Raw genomic sequence first — 21,070 nt, forward strand, 5'->3', positions numbered from 1 at the left:
TTCAGTTCTCTACTCTACAATCATCAGTTTTCTTAAAATGTTGCAAAATGAATCGAAGAATCGAAAAAATTAGTATTGAATTTTGCAACTAATTCGTGTATTTTAATTATGCAACACATGAAGTTGTGCGAGGTGCTGAAGAGGTGATCGGCTCGAACGGGTGCCATGCAGCAAAGAGGTGATTGTTTGATTGGCTAGGATAGTCGTTATCGCGGACGATTTGACCGGAGCAAACGATACGGGTGTGCAGTTTGCAAAGAAAGGCTTTCGGACTGTATCGCTGTTTGATCCGTCAAAGCGTCAAAGCGGACAAGCAGCTGACGTCTGGATTATCAACGCGGAGACCAGGTCGCTTGATCCGGCGGAGGCATATGCAAAAAACAAGGAAATGGCGGCACATTTGCATCTCCATACCATTCCCTGCGTCTACAAGAAGATCGATTCAACCCTGCGCGGGAATGTGGGGATTGAAATCAACGCACTCATGGATGACGGGCCGTTCGATCTGGCGGCGATTATTCCGGCGTATCCGGCCAACAACCGGACGACGATCGGCGGTTATCACTTGGTCAACCAGGTTTTGCTCGAAGACACCGAGTTCGCCCGCGACCCAAAATCGCCTGTGAATGAATCGCATCTGCCGACTCTTTTGGGCAAACAAACGAGCCGGGCGGTGGGACATATCGATGTAAGAACGGTTCGCGGCGATCGCGACAGGCTGGTTGCTGCAATCAACAGTCAACATGCAGCGGGCTTGCGGCTGATCGTTTTTGACGCCTTTGACCAGTCGGATATGCAAAAGGCGACAGAAGCACTGGTTGCTTCCGGTAAGCGCGTGCTGTGGGTGGGCTCTGCGGGGCTTGCCGATGCATTATCCAATGAGCTTGCCCCCCGAGGAAATTTGAAACCGCTTCAATTTACAGACAAAGGGGAAAGCGTTGCGATTGATGCTCCTGTTTTCGTGATTGCCGGAAGTGTAAGCGCTATTACGGCGGAGCAGATTGAGGTACTGAGGGGCTTGCCGAAGTTCCGCATCGTGACGGCCGATCCGCTGGCTCTATTAAACGAAGAGACTGCTTATCAGGAAAGGATGCGGGTAGAAGCAGAGATCGTATCAAGCATTGACGATCAGCTTGTGCCCGTACTGAGTACAGATTCTTCCGAAAGCATGCGAAGGGCAGTTGCAGAGTGGATGGAACGCACGGGAGAAAGCGGTTTTGCAGTCGGCAACGCGATCGCGGATTTCCTGGGAGAAGTGGGGAAAAGCGTGTTTGCCAGGCGCATGCTGAGCGGATTTGTTCTCACCGGCGGCGATATTGCCTACCGTACCTGCCTGCACCTGGGTGTAGAAGCACTGCAAATCGTAAGTGAAGTGGAAGAAGGCATTCCGCTTTCCGTCATCATCGGCGGTTTGGCGGACAAGCTGCCTGTCGTGACCAAGGCAGGAGCATTTGGCAATCGTTTTTCCTTGGTGCATGCCGTGGAAAAAATATACAAAACGACTTTGATAGAGGGGGAATAGAAGAATGAAAAAAATGTTTAGCACGCTGGTCGTCTCGACTATGGTTCTTTTGACCGCATGTGGCGGCGGAGGCAGCGAGGCAAAACCTGCTGACAGCGGAAATGCCGGCGGACAGCAAGCAGCCGCTTCGGGTGAAGCAGTCACTTTGAAGGTAGGTCACACGCTGGCCGACACATCCCACTACCAGGTGGGTCTGGAGAAGTTCAAAGAACTGGTAGAGAGCAAAACCAATGGCTCCGTCAAGATTGAAACCTTCCCGAACGGTGCGCTTGGCGGAGAGCGCGACATGATCGAGGGTCTGAATGTCGGCTCCATTGACATGGTCCTTTCTTCGACTGGTCCGATGAGCGGTTTTGTACAGGAAGTAACGGTTGTGGACCTGCCGTTCCTGTTCCGCGACGCTGATCATGCACACAAAGTGCTGGATGGTGAAGTGGGAACCGATTTGCTGGCGAAGGTTGAAAGCAGCATGGGTGTGAAAGCGCTTGCTTGGTGGGAAAACGGGTTTCGCCACGTCACCAACAACGCCCATCCGGTCACGAAGCCAGAGGATTTGAAGGGCTTCAAGATCCGTACGATGGAAAACGACATCCACATGGATTCCTTCAAGGCGATGGGCGCACAGCCGACGCCGATGGCTTTCACCGAGCTGTTTACGGCTCTGCAGCAAGGAACGATTGATGCGGAAGAGAACCCGATTCCGGTTATCATGACCTCCCGTTTCTACGAAGTGCAAAAGCACCTGTCCCTGACTCGCCACTTCTACTCTCCTTCGATCCTGATGATGTCGCAGGCCAAATTCGATGCGCTTTCGCCAGAACAGCAAAAGGCGATTGAAGAAGCGGCGCTGGAAGCAGGGAAATTCGAGCGTGAAACCGTGGCCGAGATGGAGAAGCAGTACTTGAGCGAGCTGAAGTCCAAAGGCATGGAAATCGTGGAAAATCCGGACCTGCAGCCGTTTGTTGACGCGGTGAAACCCGTTTACGAAAAATACGAACCGCAATTCGGCAAAGAGCTGATCGAGAAAATTCGCAATACTCAGTAAGGTCTGGAGATTGATGGAGGCGGATAGGGGGACCTATCCGCCGATTCATAAGGTGGGGTGAAGTCTTTTGCAGGCGATAGTAAAAGCGATTGACGGTGTAAACAAGGTGTTGCGTTACGCAATTGCATTGCTTCTGGCCGTGATGACGGCATTGATCGTATACCAGGTGGTTGCGCGCTTGCTGAGCGGTTATATCAATATCGATATCCCCCGTTGGACGGAGGAACTCGCTCGCTACGCAATGATTTGGCTTGTGTTGATTGGAACATCTCTGGCTGTTCGCTACAGTGCATTGATTGGAGTGGAGGCAATCGCAGAACGCCTTCCCGCCCACTTGCAAAAGGTGCTTCGTATCATTGTATTGCTCGTTTCCATGGTCTTTTTCGTCGTCTTAATCGTGTATGGTTTTCAAATGCTTGCCCATGTTGGAAAACAGCTTTCCCCAGGTTTGAAAATCCCCATGACCATTCCGTATGCATCGCTGCCGATTGGCGGAGTGTTCATGTTGCTAAATTCGATAGCGGTTCTGATCGAGGTGGTCACCGGAAAAATGAACCGCGAATTTTTCAAAGGAGCTGAATAACGATGGCAGCTGTCATGATGATTTCGCTATTGGTGCTGCTCCTTTTGAGCGTGCCGGTCGCTCTGTCTATCGGCCTTGCTTCCACGGTCGCTTTTATGAACGACGGATCGATGCCGCTCATCGTTTTGATCCAGCGGATGTTTGCCGCACTCGATTCGTTTCCGCTGATGGCGATTCCCTTCTTCATCCTCGCCGGTTCGCTGATGGAGTCGGGGGGTATTTCCCGCAGGCTCGTCAACTTTGCCAATTCGCTGGCAGGGGGAATGACGGGAGGCCTCGCAGTGGTAACGGTCGTGACGGCCATGTTTTTCTCCGCGATCTCCGGTTCCAGCGCGGCGACTACTGCTGCGATCGGCTCGATCCTGATTCCGGCGATGGTGAAGAAGGGATACGACATCCGCTTTGCCGGAGCGACACAGGCTGTATCCGGAGAGCTGGGGGTCATTATTCCCCCGTCCATTCCGATGATCTTGTTCGGTATTTCCGCTGGAGTGTCCATCGGCGATCTGTTTATCGCGGGATTCCTTCCTGGGATCATGATCGGCGGCTCGCTCATTCTCGTATGCTGGTACATTTCCAAGCGGCGCGGCTACAAAGGCGAGACGGGCATTACCTGGTCGCATCGCTGGCAAGCGTTCAAAGAAGCGCTGCTTGCCCTGTTGATGCCGGTCATTATCCTGGGCGGAATTTACGGGGGGTTCTTTACACCGACAGAAGCGGCAGTGATCGCCGTCCTGTATGCATTGATCGTCGGCGTGTTTGTGTACCGTGAAGTCAAATGGAAGCAATTGGTGGAGATTTTCTCCAAGTCGGCAATTACGACGTCGATCATCATGATTATCATTTCCGCGGCAGGAATGTTCGGTTGGATTTTGACGCGCGAACAGGTGCCGCAAAAAATTGCCGCCGCGTTTACCGCTTTTTCCGACAATCCGATTATCTTCCTGGCCTTGATCAATTTGCTGCTGATCTTTGTCGGCATGTTCTTTGAAACGTCTGCTTCAATCATCATTCTGGCGCCGCTGTTGACGCCAATCGCCGTTCAGCTTGGCATTGATCCGGTTCACTTCGGCATGATCATGATCGTCAATCTGGCGATGGGGATGGTAACGCCGCCGGTAGGAGTGAACTTGTTTGTCGCCTGCCAGATCGCCGGGATCAAGCTGGAGGAGCTGACGAAAGCGCTCATTCCGTTCTTTATCATGCTGATCGTCGACATTCTGATCATCACCTATGTACCGGCGATCTCCACTTGGTTGCCGAGCTTGTTGAAATAACGACGTAAGTTCAAAGCGGGAGGCGCATATTTGTACCATGAACTTTCCAAAAATGATCAAAATCAGACAACGATTCACGGGACCAGTCGTTGCGGACATTGACGGAACCGTCAGCAAGCAGCTCGACAGCGCAGGGCTGAAGCAGAATGTCAAGCCGGGGATGCAGGTAGCCATTACAGCGGGCAGCCGGGGCATTGCCAACATCCATTTGATCATCCGGGCTGTCGTCCGCGAGCTCAGGCAGATGGGAGCTGAACCGTTCATCGTGCCGACGATGGGCAGCCATGGAGGCGCGACGGCAAAAGGACAGGTGGAAGTGCTGGAGAGCCTGGGGATAACGGAGGCCTTTTGCGGAGCGCCGATCCGTTCTTCGATGGAAGTGGAGCAGATCGGCCAGACAGAAGAGGGCATGCCGGTTTACGTGGACAAGAACGCTCTGGCAGCGGACGGGATCATCCTGATGGGGCGGGTAAAGGTGCATACCGATTTCAAATCGCCGATCGGCATTGAAAGCGGATTGATGAAAATGGCCGCCATCGGGCTTGGAAAACACAAGCAAGCCTTGCTGATCCACAGTCACGGGGTGACAGGCATCCGCGACATCATGCCCAAAGTGGCGCGGGTCATGCTGGCCCGTACAAAGATTCTTTGCGGCATCGCCATCGTGGAAAATGCGTTTGAACAGACGGCGCTGATCGAAGCGATCCCGACGGCACAGATTGAAGCCAGGGAGCGGGAGCTTTTGGCAGAGTCAGCGGCCTTGATGCCAAAGCTGCCCGCAGAAGAGATCGACATTTTGATCGTGGATGAAGTGGGCAAGAACTACAGCGGCACGGGAATGGACACGAATATCATCGGCAGGCTGCGGATTCAGGGGACGCCTGAACCCCAGTCGCCGCGCATCAAGTACATCATCGCCAGCGATCTTTCCGAGGCGTCGCACGGCAATGGGCTTGGCATCGGCCTGGCTGATCTGACCACGCAGCGTTTCTTTGACAAGCTTGACTTCAAAGCGATGAATGAGAATGTCATCACCAGCACATTCCTTGCCCGGGCGAGCATTCCGATCGTGCTCGAAAGCGACCGGGCAGCGTTAGCTGCAGCGCTGCGCGCCAACTGGGGCGTAGAGCCGGAAAAAGCTCGCATCATGCGGATTCCGAGTACACTTCATCTGGAGTACCTCTACGTATCGGAGGCGCTGCTGCCGGAAGTGACCGAATTGCCGCATGTGGAAGTGGTGGGAGAATTGGCGGAGCTGGAGTTTGACGATCAGGGCTACCTGCCAAAAATGCAGCACCATCCGTAAGATCAAGCAAAAAAAGAGAGGAGTGTACGCCATGCAAGCACAGACTGGAAAAGGCACCACCGTGTACGGAAACTATATTGACGGGAAATGGCAAGTAAATGATGATATGTTCGCCGTGATGAACAAATATACGGGAGAAGAGCTTGCTCGTGTCAGCAAAGCGTCAAAGGAAGACGTGGAGAAAGCGGTAACGAGTGCTCTTCATACCTTTCATACGAAAAAGCTGAGTCCGGTGGAGCGCTATGAAATTCTCATGCGCGCGGCGGACATCATCAAAGAGCGCAGGGAGGAGCTGGCCCTGATTCTGGTCGCGGAAGTAGGCAAGGTCCTCAAAGACGCGCGGGGAGAGATCGATCGCGGCATTCAGACGTTGATCGCTTCTGCGGAGGAGGCGAAGCGAATCGCTGGGCAAGGCGTTCCGCTCGGCCAGCCGGGAAATGAAAACAAGATGGCCTTTACCGTTCGGGTACCGGTGGGGGTGATCGGAGCCATCACTCCGTTCAACTTCCCGTTCAACCTGACGGTGCACAAGGTCGGCCCTGCTCTTGCGGCGGGCAATACGATTGTGCTGAAGCCGGCGGAAATGACGCCGATCATCGCCATGAAGCTGGCCGAAATTCTGGAAGAAGCAGGGCTCCCGGCGGGCTTTCTCAACGTGGTGAACGGATTTGGTCCGGAAACGGGTCAATATTTGCTGGAGGACGAGCGCATCGCGATGTTTACCTTTACAGGCAGTCCTGGTGTGGGACGCCACATCAAGAGTACGACGGGCATCCGCCGGGTCACGCTGGAGCTGGGTAACAACTCGCCCAACATCGTCCACCGGGATGCGCCAGACCTTGGCAAGGCAGCCGAATTGTGCGTCACACGCGGCTTTTCGAACGCCGGGCAAGCCTGCATATCCGTTCAGCGCGTTTACGTGCACCGCGACGTGTACGACAGCTTCGTGGAGCAGGCGGTCAAGGTCGCTCACTCGCTCAAGGTGGGGGATCCGACCGATCCGGCGACAGATGTCGGTCCGATGATTTCGGAAAAAGAGGCGAAAAGGGCAGAAGCGTGGATCAGCGAAGCCATCGCACAAGGGGCAAAAGCGGCATGCGGAGGAAAGCGGGAAGGAGCGGTTCTTTACCCGACCGTACTGGTGGATGTAACGCCTGAGATGAAAGTGGTCTGCCAGGAGGTATTTGCTCCGGTAATCAGCATCATTCCGTTCGACGACATCGAGGATGCGTTCCGCCAGGCAAACGACAGCAGACTTGGACTGCAGGTCGGTCTGTTTACAGCCAACCTGCAGCTGGCGATGCGCGCTGTCCATGAACTGGAGTTCGGCGGAGTCATCATCAACGACGTATCGACATACCGTGCTGACGTGATGCCATACGGCGGAGTGAAAGACAGTGGCATCGGCAAGGAGGGCCCGCGCTGGGCAGTGGAGGAAATGACGGAAGAGCGGGTTGTCGTGATCAATCTGTCTTAATCGACAGGGAAGAGGAGAGAAGCGGGTATGAGACATACATGGGAGTTCTTTTCTACAGAGCGGATCGTATACGGGAATGGCTCGATTCGCGAGCTGGACAAGATTTTGCAGCGGATCAAAGCGAAAAATGTTTTTTTGATCACAGACCCCGGCATCAAGGGGGCGGGGATCGCCGATAAGGTGCTCCGTCTGTTGGAAGAAGCGCAGTATCAGGTGGTCGTTTACGATCAGGCTGTTCCGGAACCGCCGATCCAAACGGCGATCGATTGCTATGAATTTGCCAAGGCGCATATGGATACGGACGCGATTATCGGTCTGGGCGGCGGGAGCAGCATCGACTTGGCCAAAGTGGTAGCGCTGCTGATGGCCCATGGCGGACATCCGTCCGATTACTTTGGCGAGCACCGCGTGCCCGGCCCCATCGCTCCATTGATCGCGATCCCGACTACAGCGGGGACCGGTTCGGAAGTGACTTCCGTTGCCGTATTGGCTGACCTGGAAAACAATCTGAAAATCGGCATTTCGGACAACTATTTGCGCCCAGCGGTAGCTTTGCTCGACCCCGAGCTGACCGTCGGCCTGCCTCCGTACGTGACTGCCTGCTCTGGCATCGACGCGCTTTCGCATGCAATCGAAGCGTATACGGCGAAGGATTTTCGCTACATTCGGGCGGAAGGCGAATTGCTGTTCCAGGGATCGCTGCCGCTTGCCGACGCACTGGCGTATAAAGCCATCGAACTGATCGCGAAAAATCTCGTCCTGGCGGTTCAGCAAGGCAGCAATCTGGAGGCACGCGGAAACATGCTGCTCGGCAGCCTGCTTGCCGGCATGGCCTTCTCCAATGCGGGAACAGCGGCTGCCCACGCGCTGGCATATCCGATCGGCGGCTTGGTCAAATCGCCGCATGGTGAAGTGACCGGATTGCTCCTGCCTTATGTCATGGCGTACAACACAGACGTGGAACAGGAAAAAATGGCCAAAATCGCGCTGGCGTTCGGGGTGAACCCGGCAGGCAAGACGGAAAAGGAGTTGGCAGAGGTGGCCTGGCAGGAAGTATTCAAGCTGGTCGAAGCGATCGGATTGCCGACCCGCCTTTCCCAGATCGGCATTAAAGAAGAGGATCTGGCCGAGATCGCCAGCAAATCGCTCGGCATCAACCGGCTGATCCGCAACAACCCCCGTGTGCCAACCCAGAAAAGCCTGGAAGAGCTTCTGCGCAAAGCGCTGTAGCGGCGACTTTTGAAAGAACGGAGGAAAACGGCTATGACGATCAACAACAAGCCGATTATCGCGATCACGATGGGGGATGCTGCCGGGGTAGGTCCGGAAATCATCATGAAGGCGCTCCGGGATCGAGCGATTTACGATGCGTGCCGTCCATTCGTGATCGGCGACGCGAAAATGCTGGAGCGTGTCAAAGGAGTCGTAGGCTCGGACCTCGTCGTGCGCTCGATCTCATCTATTGAGAAAGCCGCGTTTGAACCGGGCATTGTCGAATGTCTGGATTTGGATCTGCTGCCTCACGATCTTCCGTTCGGAGTTGTTTCGGCGGAGGCTGGCAACGCTGCCTTTCGCTATCTGGAAAAGGCCATTTCGCTTGCAAATGAGAAACTGATCGATGCGATTTGCACGGCGCCGTTAAACAAGGAGGCATTGCACAAGGGCGGTCATCTTTATCCGGGTCATACCGAAATTTTGGCGGAATTGACGGGGACGGAAGATTACTCCATGATGCTCTCCGCACCGAAGCTGAAAGTGATTCACGTGACCACGCACATCGGACTGATCGACGCGGTGAAAAAGATCAATGCAGAACGTGTTTACAAGGTGATCAAGCTGGCCCATGAGACACTGCAAAAAGCAGGCTATGCCCAGCCGCGCATCTGTGTCTGCGGCATCAATCCGCATGCGGGGGAGAACGGCTTGTTCGGCTACGGCGAGGAGGAGGAAAAAATTGTTCCCGCTGTGGAAAAGGCCCAGCAAGAAGGCATCCAGGCGGTGGGGCCGCTGCCTGCGGATACGCTGTTTTTCCGGACGGTGCGCGGCGATTTCGACATCGTGGTGGCGATGTACCACGATCAGGGCCATGGTCCGGTAAAGGTGCTTGGATTGGAGGCGGGCGTGAACATTACAGTCGGCCTGCCGATTATCCGTACCAGCGTGGATCACGGGACTGCCTTTGACATCGCCGGAAAAGGCATTGCCGATGAGCTCAGTTTGAAAGAAGCGCTTCGGCAGGCGATCGAATTGGCGCCGAAGCGCGTATAAAGTGAGGAAGCAGATAATGCACCAAACGAGACAGCAGTCGAGATGACCCTGCTGTCTCTTTCCATACCGGAGGTGGAATGTACGGTGAAAGACAAAATTGTGATAACGAGAAAAATTCCCCAGCCAGCGCTTGAACTGCTGCAAGCACGAGCTGAGGTATACATGTGGGATTCTGAGGAAGAGCAAATACCGCAAGACGTGCTGCTGGGGGAAGTACAAGACGCGGCAGCGATCTTCACCAATGTATCCGATTCGATCAATCGGGCGGTATTCGATGCATCTCCGTTCTTGCGCGTGGTCGCGACGATGGCGGTAGGCTATGACAACATTGATGTGGCGGAGGCGACCAGGCGCGGCATTCCCGTCGGCCACACCCCTGGCGTTTTGACGGAAACGACCGCCGACCTTACGTTTTCGCTGCTGATGGCAACGGCCCGACGCATACCGGAGGCCGACCGGTTCGTGCGGGAGGGCAGGTGGAAGAGCTGGTCCCCGATGCTGTTGACCGGACAAGACGTATGGGGGGCAACGATCGGGATCATCGGCATGGGGCGGATCGGCGAAGCGGTAGCCAGACGCGCCAAAGGCTTTGACATGTCCATTTTGTATCACAACCGCAGCCGCAAGCCGGAGGCGGAAGCAAAGCTGGGGTCCCGGTACTGTGAACTGGAAGAATTGCTGCTGGAGTCGGATTACGTCATCCTGATGGCCCCGGCGACAAAAGACACGCGAAGGCTGATGGGAGAGCGGGAGTTTTCGCTGATGAAGCGCAGCGCGATTTTCATCAACACGTCGCGTGGCACAAACGTGGACGAGGAAGCCTTGTATAAAGCGTTGAAGGAGAAGCGGATCTGGGCGGCCGGACTGGACGTTTTTCAGACTGAACCGATCAGTACGGGCCATCCGCTATTGGAGCTGGACAATGTAGTGGTTGCCCCGCATATTGGCAGCGCCAGCATCGCGACGAGAACAAAAATGGCGATGATGACGGCGGAAAACATTTTGCGCGGTTTGTCCGGGGACCGGTTGCTGCATACAGTGAACAGCGAAATATATGGAAGGTAGATAAATAGAAGTCCCTCCCATGTGCGATCAGGGTCAACCGACTTGCTCGGCTTCGGGAAAAATGAGCGTAAACTTCGTTCCTGCTCCAGGCTTGCTTGCCACTGTCACCGTCCCGCCCATGGCGTGTATCACTTGATAGGAATACGTAAGCCCGAGTCCGGTACCGTTTGACTTCGTGGAAAAATAAATGGAGCCGAGCCGTTTCATCTGGCTTTCAGTCATGCCGATGCCGTTGTCTTTGATCTTCAGAACGACGCGGTCCTCCTCGGACGACAGCCTGAGGATCACTTTTGCGTCGGAGACCTCCGAGCACGCTTCGACCGCATTTTTAATGAAGTTAACCAGCACCTGCTTGATTTCGTCCGGATTTGCCAGAACAGGTACCGGACTGTCGGGAGCATGGACCTCCAGCTCGACATTGTGCATGTTGGCGTACGGAGACATCACCTCCCGAATCACGTAAAGCTGCTCAGAGAAGTTGATTACCTCATGGCGGGCGGTCAACGGTTTGGAAATGGAGAGATACTCCGAGAGAATGAGCTCGGTCCTTTGAACCTCGCCGAGGCAGATGTTGATGTACTGTTCAAGCTTGGGCAGATGTTTATGGTCTTCTTGAATCAGTTTTAAAAAGCCTTTAACCGCTGTCAGCGGATTTCGCACCTCGTGAGCGAGGGAGGCCGCCACATGGCTCATTGTTTCGATTTTCTCGTTTTGAGCGTGCCTGATGAACATTTCTTTATCTGCTACGGATTTTCCAAACAAAGTAAGCAGGAGCCACGTGCCGAGCGAGTTTTGCATCGGTATGACGATCAGGTGGTAGGCGAGGTGCTCCTTCACGTCGTTCGGAAAAAAGGAGTACGTAAGCACCAAGGGAATAACCGAAAAGGCAATTCCCGCCAGAAAGGTAACAAACGTTCTGCGGTAATTCGCTTTGTACAATTTGTAAAAGAGAAGGGATAAAGAGAAGGTGCAGGCCAAGATGATCATCGCGACCGGCATTCCTTCCCCGCCTAGGTACAACCGGTAAATGACAAATTCGACGAGAAGGATAATGCCTGTTTGGACACCGCCGTAAACCAGTCCAAAAAACATGATGACGTAGCGAATATCGAAGATGACTCCGTCTACGACATTGGATGCAAAGGTCATGGCGAGAAACAGACAGAGTGAACTCGTGAGGAGAATAAAAGTCTGGCTGTAGTTTCTGATTTTATCGCGGTAGTAGATATTAAATGCGACAAAAGGGATTAAAGCGAAGAAGATTTGCAGGATAATCTCTTTTAATAGACTCATTTAGCATCCCCATCACAGATTGTCCGTTGTATATTTCTTACTATTTCGACATTTCTTCCCTAAACCCTTCGAGGTCCCCCCTGTTGATTCCTTGCGCTGATTGCGGTTAAGGAGAAATGCAAATGAACAATGAACAAGGAAAAAAGCCAGGTGAGTCCATTTCCCCCTTTCCCGGCGGGAGCGTCTCAACTGGCTATTTGTTTTATGGCTCGACATGGTGCAAATCTCTTTTTTAGTGCTGACAGATGTTTGACTTGTAAACAACTGTTAGAAAAGCGGATCCACTGATTCGATCCCGTACCGGGAAAGTGCCTTGACCGCGGACTCATACATTCGCTGCTTTAGACGCTCTCCTTCCATGACGCGGACCCGCTTGCCCAGGAAGCGAAGCTTGGACAAAATGTATTCGCTGTCGTCAGCGAGAAAAGTAAGCCTGATCCGGTACGTATTCGTCTGATCCAGATACTCCACTTCCTTTTCGAAACAGGAGAAGGCGTACAATATCCTCGACAGCTCCCGGTTGTACGAACGGACGACCTCGATGACAGCCGTTTCCTTGCGCGCCTCCAGAGTGGCTTCGATTCTCTCTCTGATCTCAGCTGCCTCGCCTGGATCTACCGGCTCCTCGCTGACAGAAACGATGCTTTGCAGCCTGGTCGACATATAGGCTTGATAGCGGAAATGATACCAGAGCAGATACCATTCCTTTTTGACCATCGAATACTCCAGCTTATAAGGAAGGCCCTTATGTCCCGTGTTTACCCGGCCGTTTTTTGTCCGGTACGTCATGCGGATTCCCTGATTCTTTGCCAGAATGCGCCGAAGCAGTCTGAGAAGAGGGTGGTAGACGTGCCGCTCCTTGCTTTTTGCCTTTTCTCCAAGGCTTTCCGTGAAGGCAACCGTCTCTACCGGCTCCAGAAGGGATTGCAATTTGGTTCGCGTTTCCGGGGCAAAAGCCGCTTCTGCCGACGGGTGGGCCAGCATTGCTTTCAGCCAGGATCGCTCATGGGCAGTGATGGGCAAAGTCCCGTATTCGTCCAGACGGGAAATGAGCTGATAATTAAAGATTTTCTCGAAAAGGTTCATAATAGGACTGAATCTCCTTCCACTCCGCAATAAACTCCCGCCGCAGCCGCACAGGCTCAAGAACCTCGCAGCTCGAACCGAAGCTGCGGAGCCAGGGCTTGATCTCCGTTGTCCCGTTCACCGTGATCTCGTAAATAAACCAGTCATCGTTTTCCTCGGTAATCGTGCCCCATTGCCCCTGGAGCAGGACCCGCTCCTTGACGAAATCCGGCTGCTGTTTGTCCGGTCTGAAAAAGCGGACCTTGACCTTTACCGGCGCACCCGTGTCGACGAGCCAGCTCAAGCGTGTTCTCGCCTCCAGTTGAGCGAGCTTTTGCGCAAACTCCGCTTCCGGCACCTCTTCGCTCTCCTCGACCTGCGTCAGTCCTTCCACTCTGTATTTCATGATCCCCTGGCGGTAGTTATTCCCGAGAAGGTACCAACGGCCATATTGATGGTCATACACCACCTTCAAGGGCAGGACGTGCTCTTCTCTGCCTTCTGTCTCCCTTTCAAAGAGGGGATTCGTATTTTGGGAAGCATAGCTTTTTCCCGTTTTAGGAGAAAAGTAAAGAAATCTGACCTTCCGGCGGAGACGGATTGCCTGGAACAGGGGAAACAAGTGCGCCTCGTCCAAAATGCGCGAGTAGTAGTGATATTTGTACAAAAATGAATCGGTGACAGCAAGAGGAAGCTCTTTTTGCTTCAGCGCTTTCTTCAAGGTGTCCCGCAGCAGGTACCCCTGTACGGAAGGAACCTGGGTGTTTGCCATCACATCTACAAAGTCATACAGATCGAGCAATTCGTCGTCCGTAAGCTGGGCTACCAGATCGTTGTATACACGATAGCGGTAGGGCCGTCCGCCAGCCTCCCTTTTGATCACGCCGACCTGCTCCAAATACTTCAAATCGGAGCGAATGGTTTTCTCGTCGGGAAGAGAAACATCGGCAGGCAGTTCATCGCAGCAAATGTCCATCAGCTCTGCAGCTGTCAACGCCTTTTCCTGAAGGGCAGCAACGATGAGAGACAGCCGGTGGCTTTCCGATTCTTTCAGCGACTTGGCCCTGTACAAAAACAACAGGATCGGGTCTGACGACTCATAGTAGCTGAAGCGGAGCATGTCTGCGAATTCCGTTCCCTGCTTTTCCGGAAGCTCCGCATGGATCGTCTGCACGATTTCTTTCAGCCGCCGAAGCGTCTTGTCAAAGGTATGGACGGAGATGCCGAGGCGCTCCGCAAATTGCTGGCGGTTGTAGGCGCCGCTCGTAAGCACCAGCATTCGCAGGAATTGGATTTCTTTATCAAAGCTCTCTTTCGCCATGGCAATACCCCGTTTCCGCTTAATCGTCCTTTCTCATTTTACCAAACAGCGAAAAATGGTCAAAATGGAAAAGTTTCTCTCATGTCGTAATACTTTTGCCATGTTCGCGGGCATAAAAATAGGCGATGATGAATGTGCGAGGTCGACGCCGCACGGCGGCGCCCGCGAAGATCAGATCATTGAGGCGCTCGGATGGGTTACTTCGCCTTCTAAGCGATCGGTCGTTGGTTCGAGTCCAACTCCTGTACACGTACAGGATAGCTCAGTTGGTAGAGCAATCTGTACCTATCCAACCTTTTCCTCAATGATCCCTTTGATAAATAAGATGAAGCGAGGCGCTTGAAAGGGCTACTTCGAAAAATATGGGATTGGGATTGGTATTGAAAGGTTGCCCAAGAGCGGCAGCCGGTGCCTTTTCACCTCTTTCCTCGCTTCCTTTTTTACGCATAAGGAGGGTATACCCATGAGCTTTGCCAAAAAGGTATTCTCCGGAATCAAGCCAGCTACATACAACAGCGACGGATACCCCGCATTCAAGCGTTCGGCAGAAGAGCAGTACCTGCAGACGCTGTTGACCAATACATTGGGACATACGTTTTACGCCGATACACAACAGCTTTTGGATGAAGCCCAGCAGCTCCACCATGAGATGGCCAAGCAAAACCCGCAGTTCATGGCAAAGGCAATCGTTTTTGCCCGCAACGAGGGATTTATGCGCTTGCAGCCGTTGTTTGGCCTGGCTGTCCTGTCGGGCTGCCGCCCAGACCTGTTTGCCAAGGTGTTTCTTCAGGTCGTTCGTATTCCTTCCGATTTGTCCGATTTTTTGACGATCCTGCAAGGCATGGGACGAGGGGAAGGCGGAAGGGCGGTCAAGCGGCAGGTCAACCGTTTTTTGGCCGGAGTGTCGGAGTATTGGGCGCTCAAATACAACGGCCGTGGCCGCGGCTACAGTCTCGGTGATATCATCGCCACCGCGCATCCAAAGCCGAAAGACGACAAGCAGCAGGCGCTGTTCCGCTATTTGCGCGGACATGAGACGAACCTTACGCTGATCCCGCAGGTGGAAGCATTGGAAAAATTGAAGCAAGCGGAGTCGGAGGCGGAGCAGATTCACTGGATCGAGGCAGGGAGGCTCCCTTATGAAACGGTGACTGGGGCTATCAAGCCGTCCAGGGCCGTGTGGGAAGCGCTGCTTCACCAAATGCCGGCATTCGCTCTCCTGCGTCATCTGAATGCGCTGGATCGGGCGGGCGTGTTTGAGAGCAAAGAAAGCCTCGCCTATGCGGTGAAAAGGCTGACTGACCGCCAGGCGCTGGCAAAAGCAAAAATCCTTCCGTTTCGCTTTGCAAAAGCATTCAATCAGGTAGACCATCCCGAGCTTCGCGATGCGCTCAGGGAAGCGGTCGAGCTTACCTTTGACAATCTTCCCGAGCTGGGCGAGCATACCGCGATCTTCCTCGACATCTCAGGCTCGATGGACGGGGAGTATTTGCAGATAGGCTCTGTATTCGCACTGGCGCTTTTCAAAAAAACGAAAGGGAACTCCTTGTTCTGGCTGTTTGACACAGATGTGCATGACGCGAAGCCTTCCCGGCACGACAGCATCTTGAGCCAGGCGGAGCGAATCCGCGCCAGAGGGGGGACCGATACGGGAGCCCCCGTGAGGAAGCTGATCCGGGAGCGGAAGCGGGTCGACCAGATCATCATCATAACCGATGAGCAGCAAAACAGCGGAAGCCCCTTTTATCTGGAGCTGCAAAAATACCGTTCGAAAATAAACCCGGAAGCAAAAGCGTTTATCGTCGACATTGCTCCGTACCGGCATGCCATGCTTCCGCCGGAAATCAAGGACACCTACTACATCTACGGCTGGAGCGATCACGTCCTGGCTTACATCGCCCAGACCCTCCAGGGGTATGCCTCCATGACGGAGCAGGTAGAAGCGCTGGAGATAGAGGACGGAAAGTAGAGTAGAGGCAGATTTGTTCACAGCAGATGTTCGGCCATGGACGTTTGGTCTGTGGCCTTTTTGCGTATCACGGGCGGCGCCGCCGGAAAGGAACCGGTGGCTGAAACGATCCAGCGGCTGCAACCATCCACTTTCCCTAAAGGAGGTTTATATGGCTATTGTTCAACTGAAATCTACAAACCCGCAGTTTTCCTTTCTGATCAAAAAGAACCCGCAAACCGGCGTTTTGCTCCGGTCGATCCGAAAGGGAATGGCGTACGGCTGGTACACCGACCCGACCACTTTCAACGTGTACTTCAAGGACGCGGACAATGAAATTTCCTACAAACGGCATGAGCAGGAACAATTCGAATATTTGAATGTGTCGCGGTACAACACGCCGCTCTTTCCGTTAAATGCGATAAACGAGTTTTTTTCAGCACCGTTAAAAGTGCATGACGAGCGGGACATAGAAGGCTATGAACACGCCTTTTACATCCACATGATTCATATTGAAAAGCTGCGGTATATCGAGTTTTTTGCCAAGCATCTCAAGGAGTTTGCGTTTGCCGTCGAGCATCGGGCGCATAAAAGCTATGCGCTGACCATCACGACGCGCAAGAGCCTGCATCATCTGCTGCATACGACAAGTGTGCTGTGCCTGTTCTTGTCCATGTTTGGCGAAGAGTATATCGACATTTCCGACAGCATTCTCGATAAGTACACGAGGAGCATCAACCTGATTGACGCGCCGTTTTATATTCGCAGCCTGTTTGTCCGAAACTTCCTGTCCTCGCGGGACCGTTTTCAAACATACAAGGCAGAGCTGGAGAAAACGGGCGGCTGCGAGATCCGGTTTGCATTTGGAAGCACCGCGCTGCAACGCCGGAACTACATCGAAGGTTTGCTGCCCTTCAACAAGTCGATTGTCGATGTAGGCTGCGGGGAAGGATTTTATGCACTGCGGTTCGCCGGGAAGATAGAAGGCAGCTATTTTGCGATTGATACGGATAAAGAAGCGCTCGCTTCCGCAAATCGCAAGGCGCAGGCAAAAGACATCGATAACATCGCGGTATTCGACTCGCTTGACCGCTTCCTGGAGGTGTACAACGGAGAGAGAGTTGACGTTATCCTGACAGAGGTCATCGAGCATATGGCCGAGGATGAAGCCGGGAAGCTGATTCAGTCTATCTTGAGGCATATCGATTTCGAGTACTTTATCATCACGACGCCGAATGCAGATTTCAACCAGTTTTACGAGCTGGATGGATTTCGCCATGACGACCACAAGTGGGAGATGGGAAAAGACGCGTTTCAGCAGTGGTTCTCCAATGTGATCAAAGGGGTCGGGGTAAACACGGAATTTGTAGACATCGGCGACGCGGTAAACGGCACTCACACGACGCAGGGCGTCATTGTCAGGAGAAAGGAGGCTTGAATCCATGGAAATTCAAACGAAAGTCCACACTATCCTCATGCTGATCGGACCGACGGAATGCGGCAAGACGACGTTTGCCAGGGAAGTGCTCATTCCCGGTCTGCGGTTTGCCGACGAGACGAAAAACTATCGGGCAAATGTCCAGTACATCTCCTCGGACAGCATTCGCCAGGAGCTTCTGGGAGCGGATTTGGACAAGTACGACCAAGTCATGCTGGAGGCGAGCGAGCAGGCGTTTCAGCTCTTGTATGACAAGCTGAGAGCGGTGACCTCCTACCCGATCAATGCGGAATTCGTCGTGCTCGATACGACGGGACTGGCCGACGATTTTCGGGCAAAGGTGAAGGAGATTGCCAGCCAGAATCACTACAGACTGGAAGCAGTCGTGTTCGACTATCGCAACCGGGAGGATTACTACGCTTCCGAGCGGTCCAAAAAGCTGATTACCAGCCACATTAACCGGTTGAAAAGAGATGTCCTCGGCTCGCTGGCAAAGGAAGGATACGAAAAGATCCATCGGGTGCGGGCAAAAGACTTTTACCGGCCGGCAGAGGGCAAGGTCCATCCCGACTACCGGGTTGTGATCGAAAACAGGGAAGAGTACCTCGGGACAATTCTGCCGCCGGATGGGCGCTATATTATCGTCGGAGATGTCCATGAGTGCGTACAGGAGCTGCAAGGACTATTGCTCGCCTACGGCTACCGGATCGAGGCGGGCAAGCTGATCGCTACGGAGAAGGTCCGGGATACGAAGATCATTTTGGTCGGCGACTGGCTCGACAAAGGAAAAAACACGAGAGAAATTGTAGCGTTTTTGTACGCGAACCGGGAGCATTTCCTGTTTGTCACGGGGAATCACGAGAACTTTGTCGACAAGTATGTAAGGGGAAAAATAAAGGGAGCCGACCAGGAGCTCGTCCATTCGTATTTCGATTCTACGCAGGTGTTTTTGCAGGATGCGGAACTTTTGGAAAAGTTTTCATGCCTGCATGCTCTGTCAAAGCCGTTTTACAGATTTATCGGGGCAAACAGCCCTTCTTTCATCGTGACCCATGCGCCGTGCAAAAACAAATACTTGGGGAAAATGGACGACCATTCGGTTCGCCGCCAGCGGAATTATCGGATCGATCGGGAAAAACCGCTGGAAAACCAGCTTGCCTTTCTGCGGCAGGAAGCGGTGAAAAACCATCCGTATCACGTATTTGGACACATCGCGGCGAAACAGGCGTTTCGCATCAAAAACAAGCTGCATATCGATACAGGCTGCGTCCACGGCAATGTCCTGACCGCCGTCAGTATTGCACACAAACCGTTCTTCCGGTCATATAAATCCGGCCGGGCTGTCCTGACCGAAGAATTGCAATTGCTGTTCCAGGAGGAGCAAAAGGTATCTGTCGACGAATTGCAGGAGGAGGAAATCGGCAGGCTGGATTACTGCTCGCGAAACCGGGTCAATTTTATATCGGGTACAATGTCTCCGGCGGACAAGGACGAAGCGGCAAATGAATTGGAGTCTTTGAAGCGCGGGCTGCAGTACTTTGAAGGGAAAGGGATTCGGCACGTCGTTTTGCAGCCGAAGTACATGGGCTCCAGATGCAATGTGTATCTGCACAGGGAGCTCGCCCAGTGCTTTGCGGTCAGCAGGAACGGCTATAAAATCACGCAGGTCGACCTGACGGAGATTTACGAGGGGCTGCTGCAAAAATTCGGCGGCTACATGGAGCAAAACGGGCTGCAAATGCTCATACTGGACGGGGAGCTGCTTCCCTGGAGCGCAATTGGCGACGGCCTGATTCAAAAGCAGTTCAGACCGATTGAAAAGGCGTTGGAGGGCGAACTTGCCTTTCTGCAGCAAAATGGCTTTGAGGAAGCCTTTGGAAAGCTGGTGGACGAGTACCGGAACAGCGGATTTGAGCAAGACCAGTTCCGCAGCTCCAAGAGCGAGCTGAGTCAAAAATACGGGGCGAGTGTCTATCAAAATTACAAGCATCTGCACGACATTTGGGAGACGCATGTTCCCTTGGACGTCCATGTGAGCGCCTACCACACGTACAAACAGCAGCTGGAGCTGTACGCCGGGGACGGGAAGCTGGAATACAAGCCGTTTTCCTTGCTCAAGGCGGTATTGGAGAATGGACAGGAGCAGCTTCCGGACTGGAAGACGTCAGAGATGTACAGCTTTCTGTCGGATGACGACTTCCTCTTGCTCGATCTGGCTGAGCCGGACAGCGTGGAGCGGGCAGAGCGGTTCTTCGCCAGATTGACGCTGGAAAACCGGATGGAGGGCGTCGTGATCAAGCCGGAGGAAGCGACCAGCAGGGCCGTTCCCTATCTGAAGGTCCGCAATCCTGACTACTTGTCGATCATCTACGGGTATGACTACCGTTTCCCTCACAAGTACAGGAAGCTGCTAAAACAGAAAAACATCGGTCAAAAGCTGCGGACATCGATGAACGAATACGTGCTGGGACAAAAGATGCTGGCAATTCCGTTCCATGAGATCACGTCTGACAATGAAGCGTATAAGGAAGCCGTTGCAAATCTGTTGTTTGAAGCGGCCAAGGAAAAGGAGATCGATCCGCGGCTGTGAATAGGACGGGGGACGTGACGTTCCAGCCGGTCCCACCCGTTTTCATGCAGACCCATCCGTTCTCATACGTTCCCATCCAGCGGCTCCCTCTATCTCCATTCACCAACAGGAGGAGAGGGAGCCGAAAAAATAAGTTCTGTGACTTCAAGTCATTTTTTTCGTCTATTTACTGAGCAAGTGAATAGCATTTCGTGCAAACCGCTCACTCATTCGGAAGGCTGCCGTCCAGGTGGAGGCATGTCTTTTTAGAGCGAATACTGGAGGGGACCAAAAGGAACAGAGGACGAAAAGCGAAGTCTTCTTGCAGTCATGGAAATTTTCCTGAAGGCAAGGTCGGAAGCACTGAATATGGAACAGTCGGTACAGGAGGAACCAGTTTGAAAAACACGGGAAAACTCGAAATTTTTGTTTTGGCCGCAGCTATCCTGATCGGCGCGTGGCTCGTAGCCAGAGCGGCAACCGGAATTGCCGCCTACGGCGATTCGGAAACGCACAACACCGCTGAAATCGCCGGAGCCGTCGTTCGTCTGGAGGCAACGGTGAACGAGATGATTCAAGCCGAAGAACCGGAAGTCATGGATCAGAAGAGAGTCAGAAAATACCTGGGGATCAGTGAGCAAAATTTGACGGAGCTCATTCATGGCTCCGACTTTCCGTATATCAAGATCAGAGGGGACTATTTGTTTCCCAAGAGCGCGGTGGATGAGTGGCTCCACGATAGGGCGAAGGGACGATCATCTTTGCTTCAGTATTAGGAATCGTTTTTATCTTTCTATAAGTTGATAGGACGAGGGAGTAAGGACAAAAGTGTTCGTACTCCCTCTTTTTTGAATGGCCTCGATAGCTCCGGTTTTTCTGCGACTTTTTCCCTA

Annotated in this window: 16 protein-coding genes; 13 read left to right on the forward strand and 3 right to left on the reverse strand. The window is 53.3% G+C overall.

The features are described 5' to 3' along the window. Nucleotides 1–190: 190 nt before the first annotated feature. The 9 genes from EDM54_RS11705 to EDM54_RS11745 all read left to right on the forward strand — a co-directional run bounded on the left by EDM54_RS11705 (nt 191) and on the right by EDM54_RS11745 (nt 10,543). A complete protein-coding gene (locus tag EDM54_RS11705; protein WP_003386447.1) occupies nt 191–1,522 on the forward strand; it encodes a four-carbon acid sugar kinase family protein in 1,332 nt (443 codons plus the stop codon). A gap of 4 nt (nt 1,523–1,526) precedes the next feature. Then, on the forward strand, nt 1,527–2,567 hold the full coding sequence (locus EDM54_RS11710; RefSeq protein ID WP_003386446.1) for a TRAP transporter substrate-binding protein: 1,041 nt from the start codon (nt 1,527–1,529) through the stop codon (nt 2,565–2,567). 67 nt (nt 2,568–2,634) lie between these two features. Continuing rightward, entirely contained in the window at nt 2,635–3,150 is a 516-nt protein-coding gene (locus EDM54_RS11715) for a TRAP transporter small permease (protein ID WP_003386445.1), read from the forward strand. 2 nt (nt 3,151–3,152) lie between these two features. Continuing rightward, entirely contained in the window at nt 3,153–4,427 is a 1,275-nt protein-coding gene (locus EDM54_RS11720; protein ID WP_003386444.1) for a TRAP transporter large permease, read from the forward strand. A gap of 37 nt (nt 4,428–4,464) precedes the next feature. Continuing rightward, nucleotides 4,465–5,733 (forward strand): nickel pincer cofactor-dependent isomerase, group 22, encoded by a 1,269-nt coding sequence (locus EDM54_RS11725; RefSeq protein WP_122958218.1) that lies wholly within the window; start codon nt 4,465–4,467, stop codon nt 5,731–5,733. Between the two features lie 31 nt (nt 5,734–5,764). Beyond that, nucleotides 5,765–7,210 (forward strand): aldehyde dehydrogenase family protein, encoded by a 1,446-nt coding sequence (locus tag EDM54_RS11730; protein WP_024985646.1) that lies wholly within the window; start codon nt 5,765–5,767, stop codon nt 7,208–7,210. A gap of 27 nt (nt 7,211–7,237) precedes the next feature. Next, nucleotides 7,238–8,440, forward strand: coding sequence for a hydroxyacid-oxoacid transhydrogenase (locus EDM54_RS11735; RefSeq protein ID WP_003386440.1), 1,203 nt, complete (start codon nt 7,238–7,240; stop codon nt 8,438–8,440). A 33-nt stretch (nt 8,441–8,473) separates the two neighbouring features. Continuing rightward, entirely contained in the window at nt 8,474–9,478 is a 1,005-nt protein-coding gene (pdxA, locus tag EDM54_RS11740; protein ID WP_031932757.1) for a 4-hydroxythreonine-4-phosphate dehydrogenase PdxA, read from the forward strand. Nucleotides 9,479–9,562: 84 nt separating this feature from the next. Next, nucleotides 9,563–10,543: a 2-hydroxyacid dehydrogenase gene (locus EDM54_RS11745; protein ID WP_122958219.1), complete on the forward strand. Its 981-nt coding sequence runs from the start codon at nt 9,563–9,565 to the stop codon at nt 10,541–10,543. A gap of 33 nt (nt 10,544–10,576) precedes the next feature. On the opposite strand, the gene EDM54_RS11750 is transcribed toward EDM54_RS11745, so the two are convergent. From EDM54_RS11750 to EDM54_RS11760, 3 genes are all read right to left on the reverse strand, one after another. Beyond that, complete coding sequence (locus EDM54_RS11750) at nt 10,577–11,836, reverse strand: ATP-binding protein (protein ID WP_003386437.1); 1,260 nt, start codon at nt 11,834–11,836, stop codon at nt 10,577–10,579. 267 nt (nt 11,837–12,103) lie between these two features. Then, the gene (locus EDM54_RS11755) at nt 12,104–12,922 is read right to left on the reverse strand and encodes a WYL domain-containing protein (protein WP_024985643.1); all 819 of its coding nucleotides are present in this window, start codon (nt 12,920–12,922) and stop codon (nt 12,104–12,106) included. Continuing rightward, nucleotides 12,897–14,222 (reverse strand): helix-turn-helix transcriptional regulator, encoded by a 1,326-nt coding sequence (locus EDM54_RS11760; RefSeq protein ID WP_003386435.1) that lies wholly within the window; start codon nt 14,220–14,222, stop codon nt 12,897–12,899. The genes EDM54_RS11755 and EDM54_RS11760 overlap by 26 nt, the downstream gene beginning before the upstream one ends. A 463-nt stretch (nt 14,223–14,685) precedes the next feature. Between EDM54_RS11760 and EDM54_RS11765 the strand changes: the two genes are divergently transcribed. From EDM54_RS11765 to EDM54_RS11780, 4 genes are all read left to right on the forward strand, one after another. Beyond that, a complete protein-coding gene (locus EDM54_RS11765; protein WP_122958220.1) occupies nt 14,686–16,191 on the forward strand; it encodes a TROVE domain-containing protein in 1,506 nt (501 codons plus the stop codon). Nucleotides 16,192–16,342: 151 nt separating this feature from the next. Then, entirely contained in the window at nt 16,343–17,608 is a 1,266-nt protein-coding gene (locus EDM54_RS11770) for a methyltransferase domain-containing protein (protein ID WP_122958221.1), read from the forward strand. A 4-nt stretch (nt 17,609–17,612) separates the two neighbouring features. Beyond that, nucleotides 17,613–20,198: an AAA family ATPase gene (locus tag EDM54_RS11775; protein WP_122958222.1), complete on the forward strand. Its 2,586-nt coding sequence runs from the start codon at nt 17,613–17,615 to the stop codon at nt 20,196–20,198. Nucleotides 20,199–20,575: 377 nt separating this feature from the next. Continuing rightward, nucleotides 20,576–20,953: a helix-turn-helix domain-containing protein gene (locus tag EDM54_RS11780; protein ID WP_024985639.1), complete on the forward strand. Its 378-nt coding sequence runs from the start codon at nt 20,576–20,578 to the stop codon at nt 20,951–20,953. Nucleotides 20,954–21,070 lie beyond the last annotated feature (117 nt).

Origin of the sequence: Brevibacillus borstelensis (assembly GCF_003710865.1) — a bacterium.
GTDB lineage: Bacteria > Bacillota > Bacilli > Brevibacillales > Brevibacillaceae > Brevibacillus > Brevibacillus borstelensis.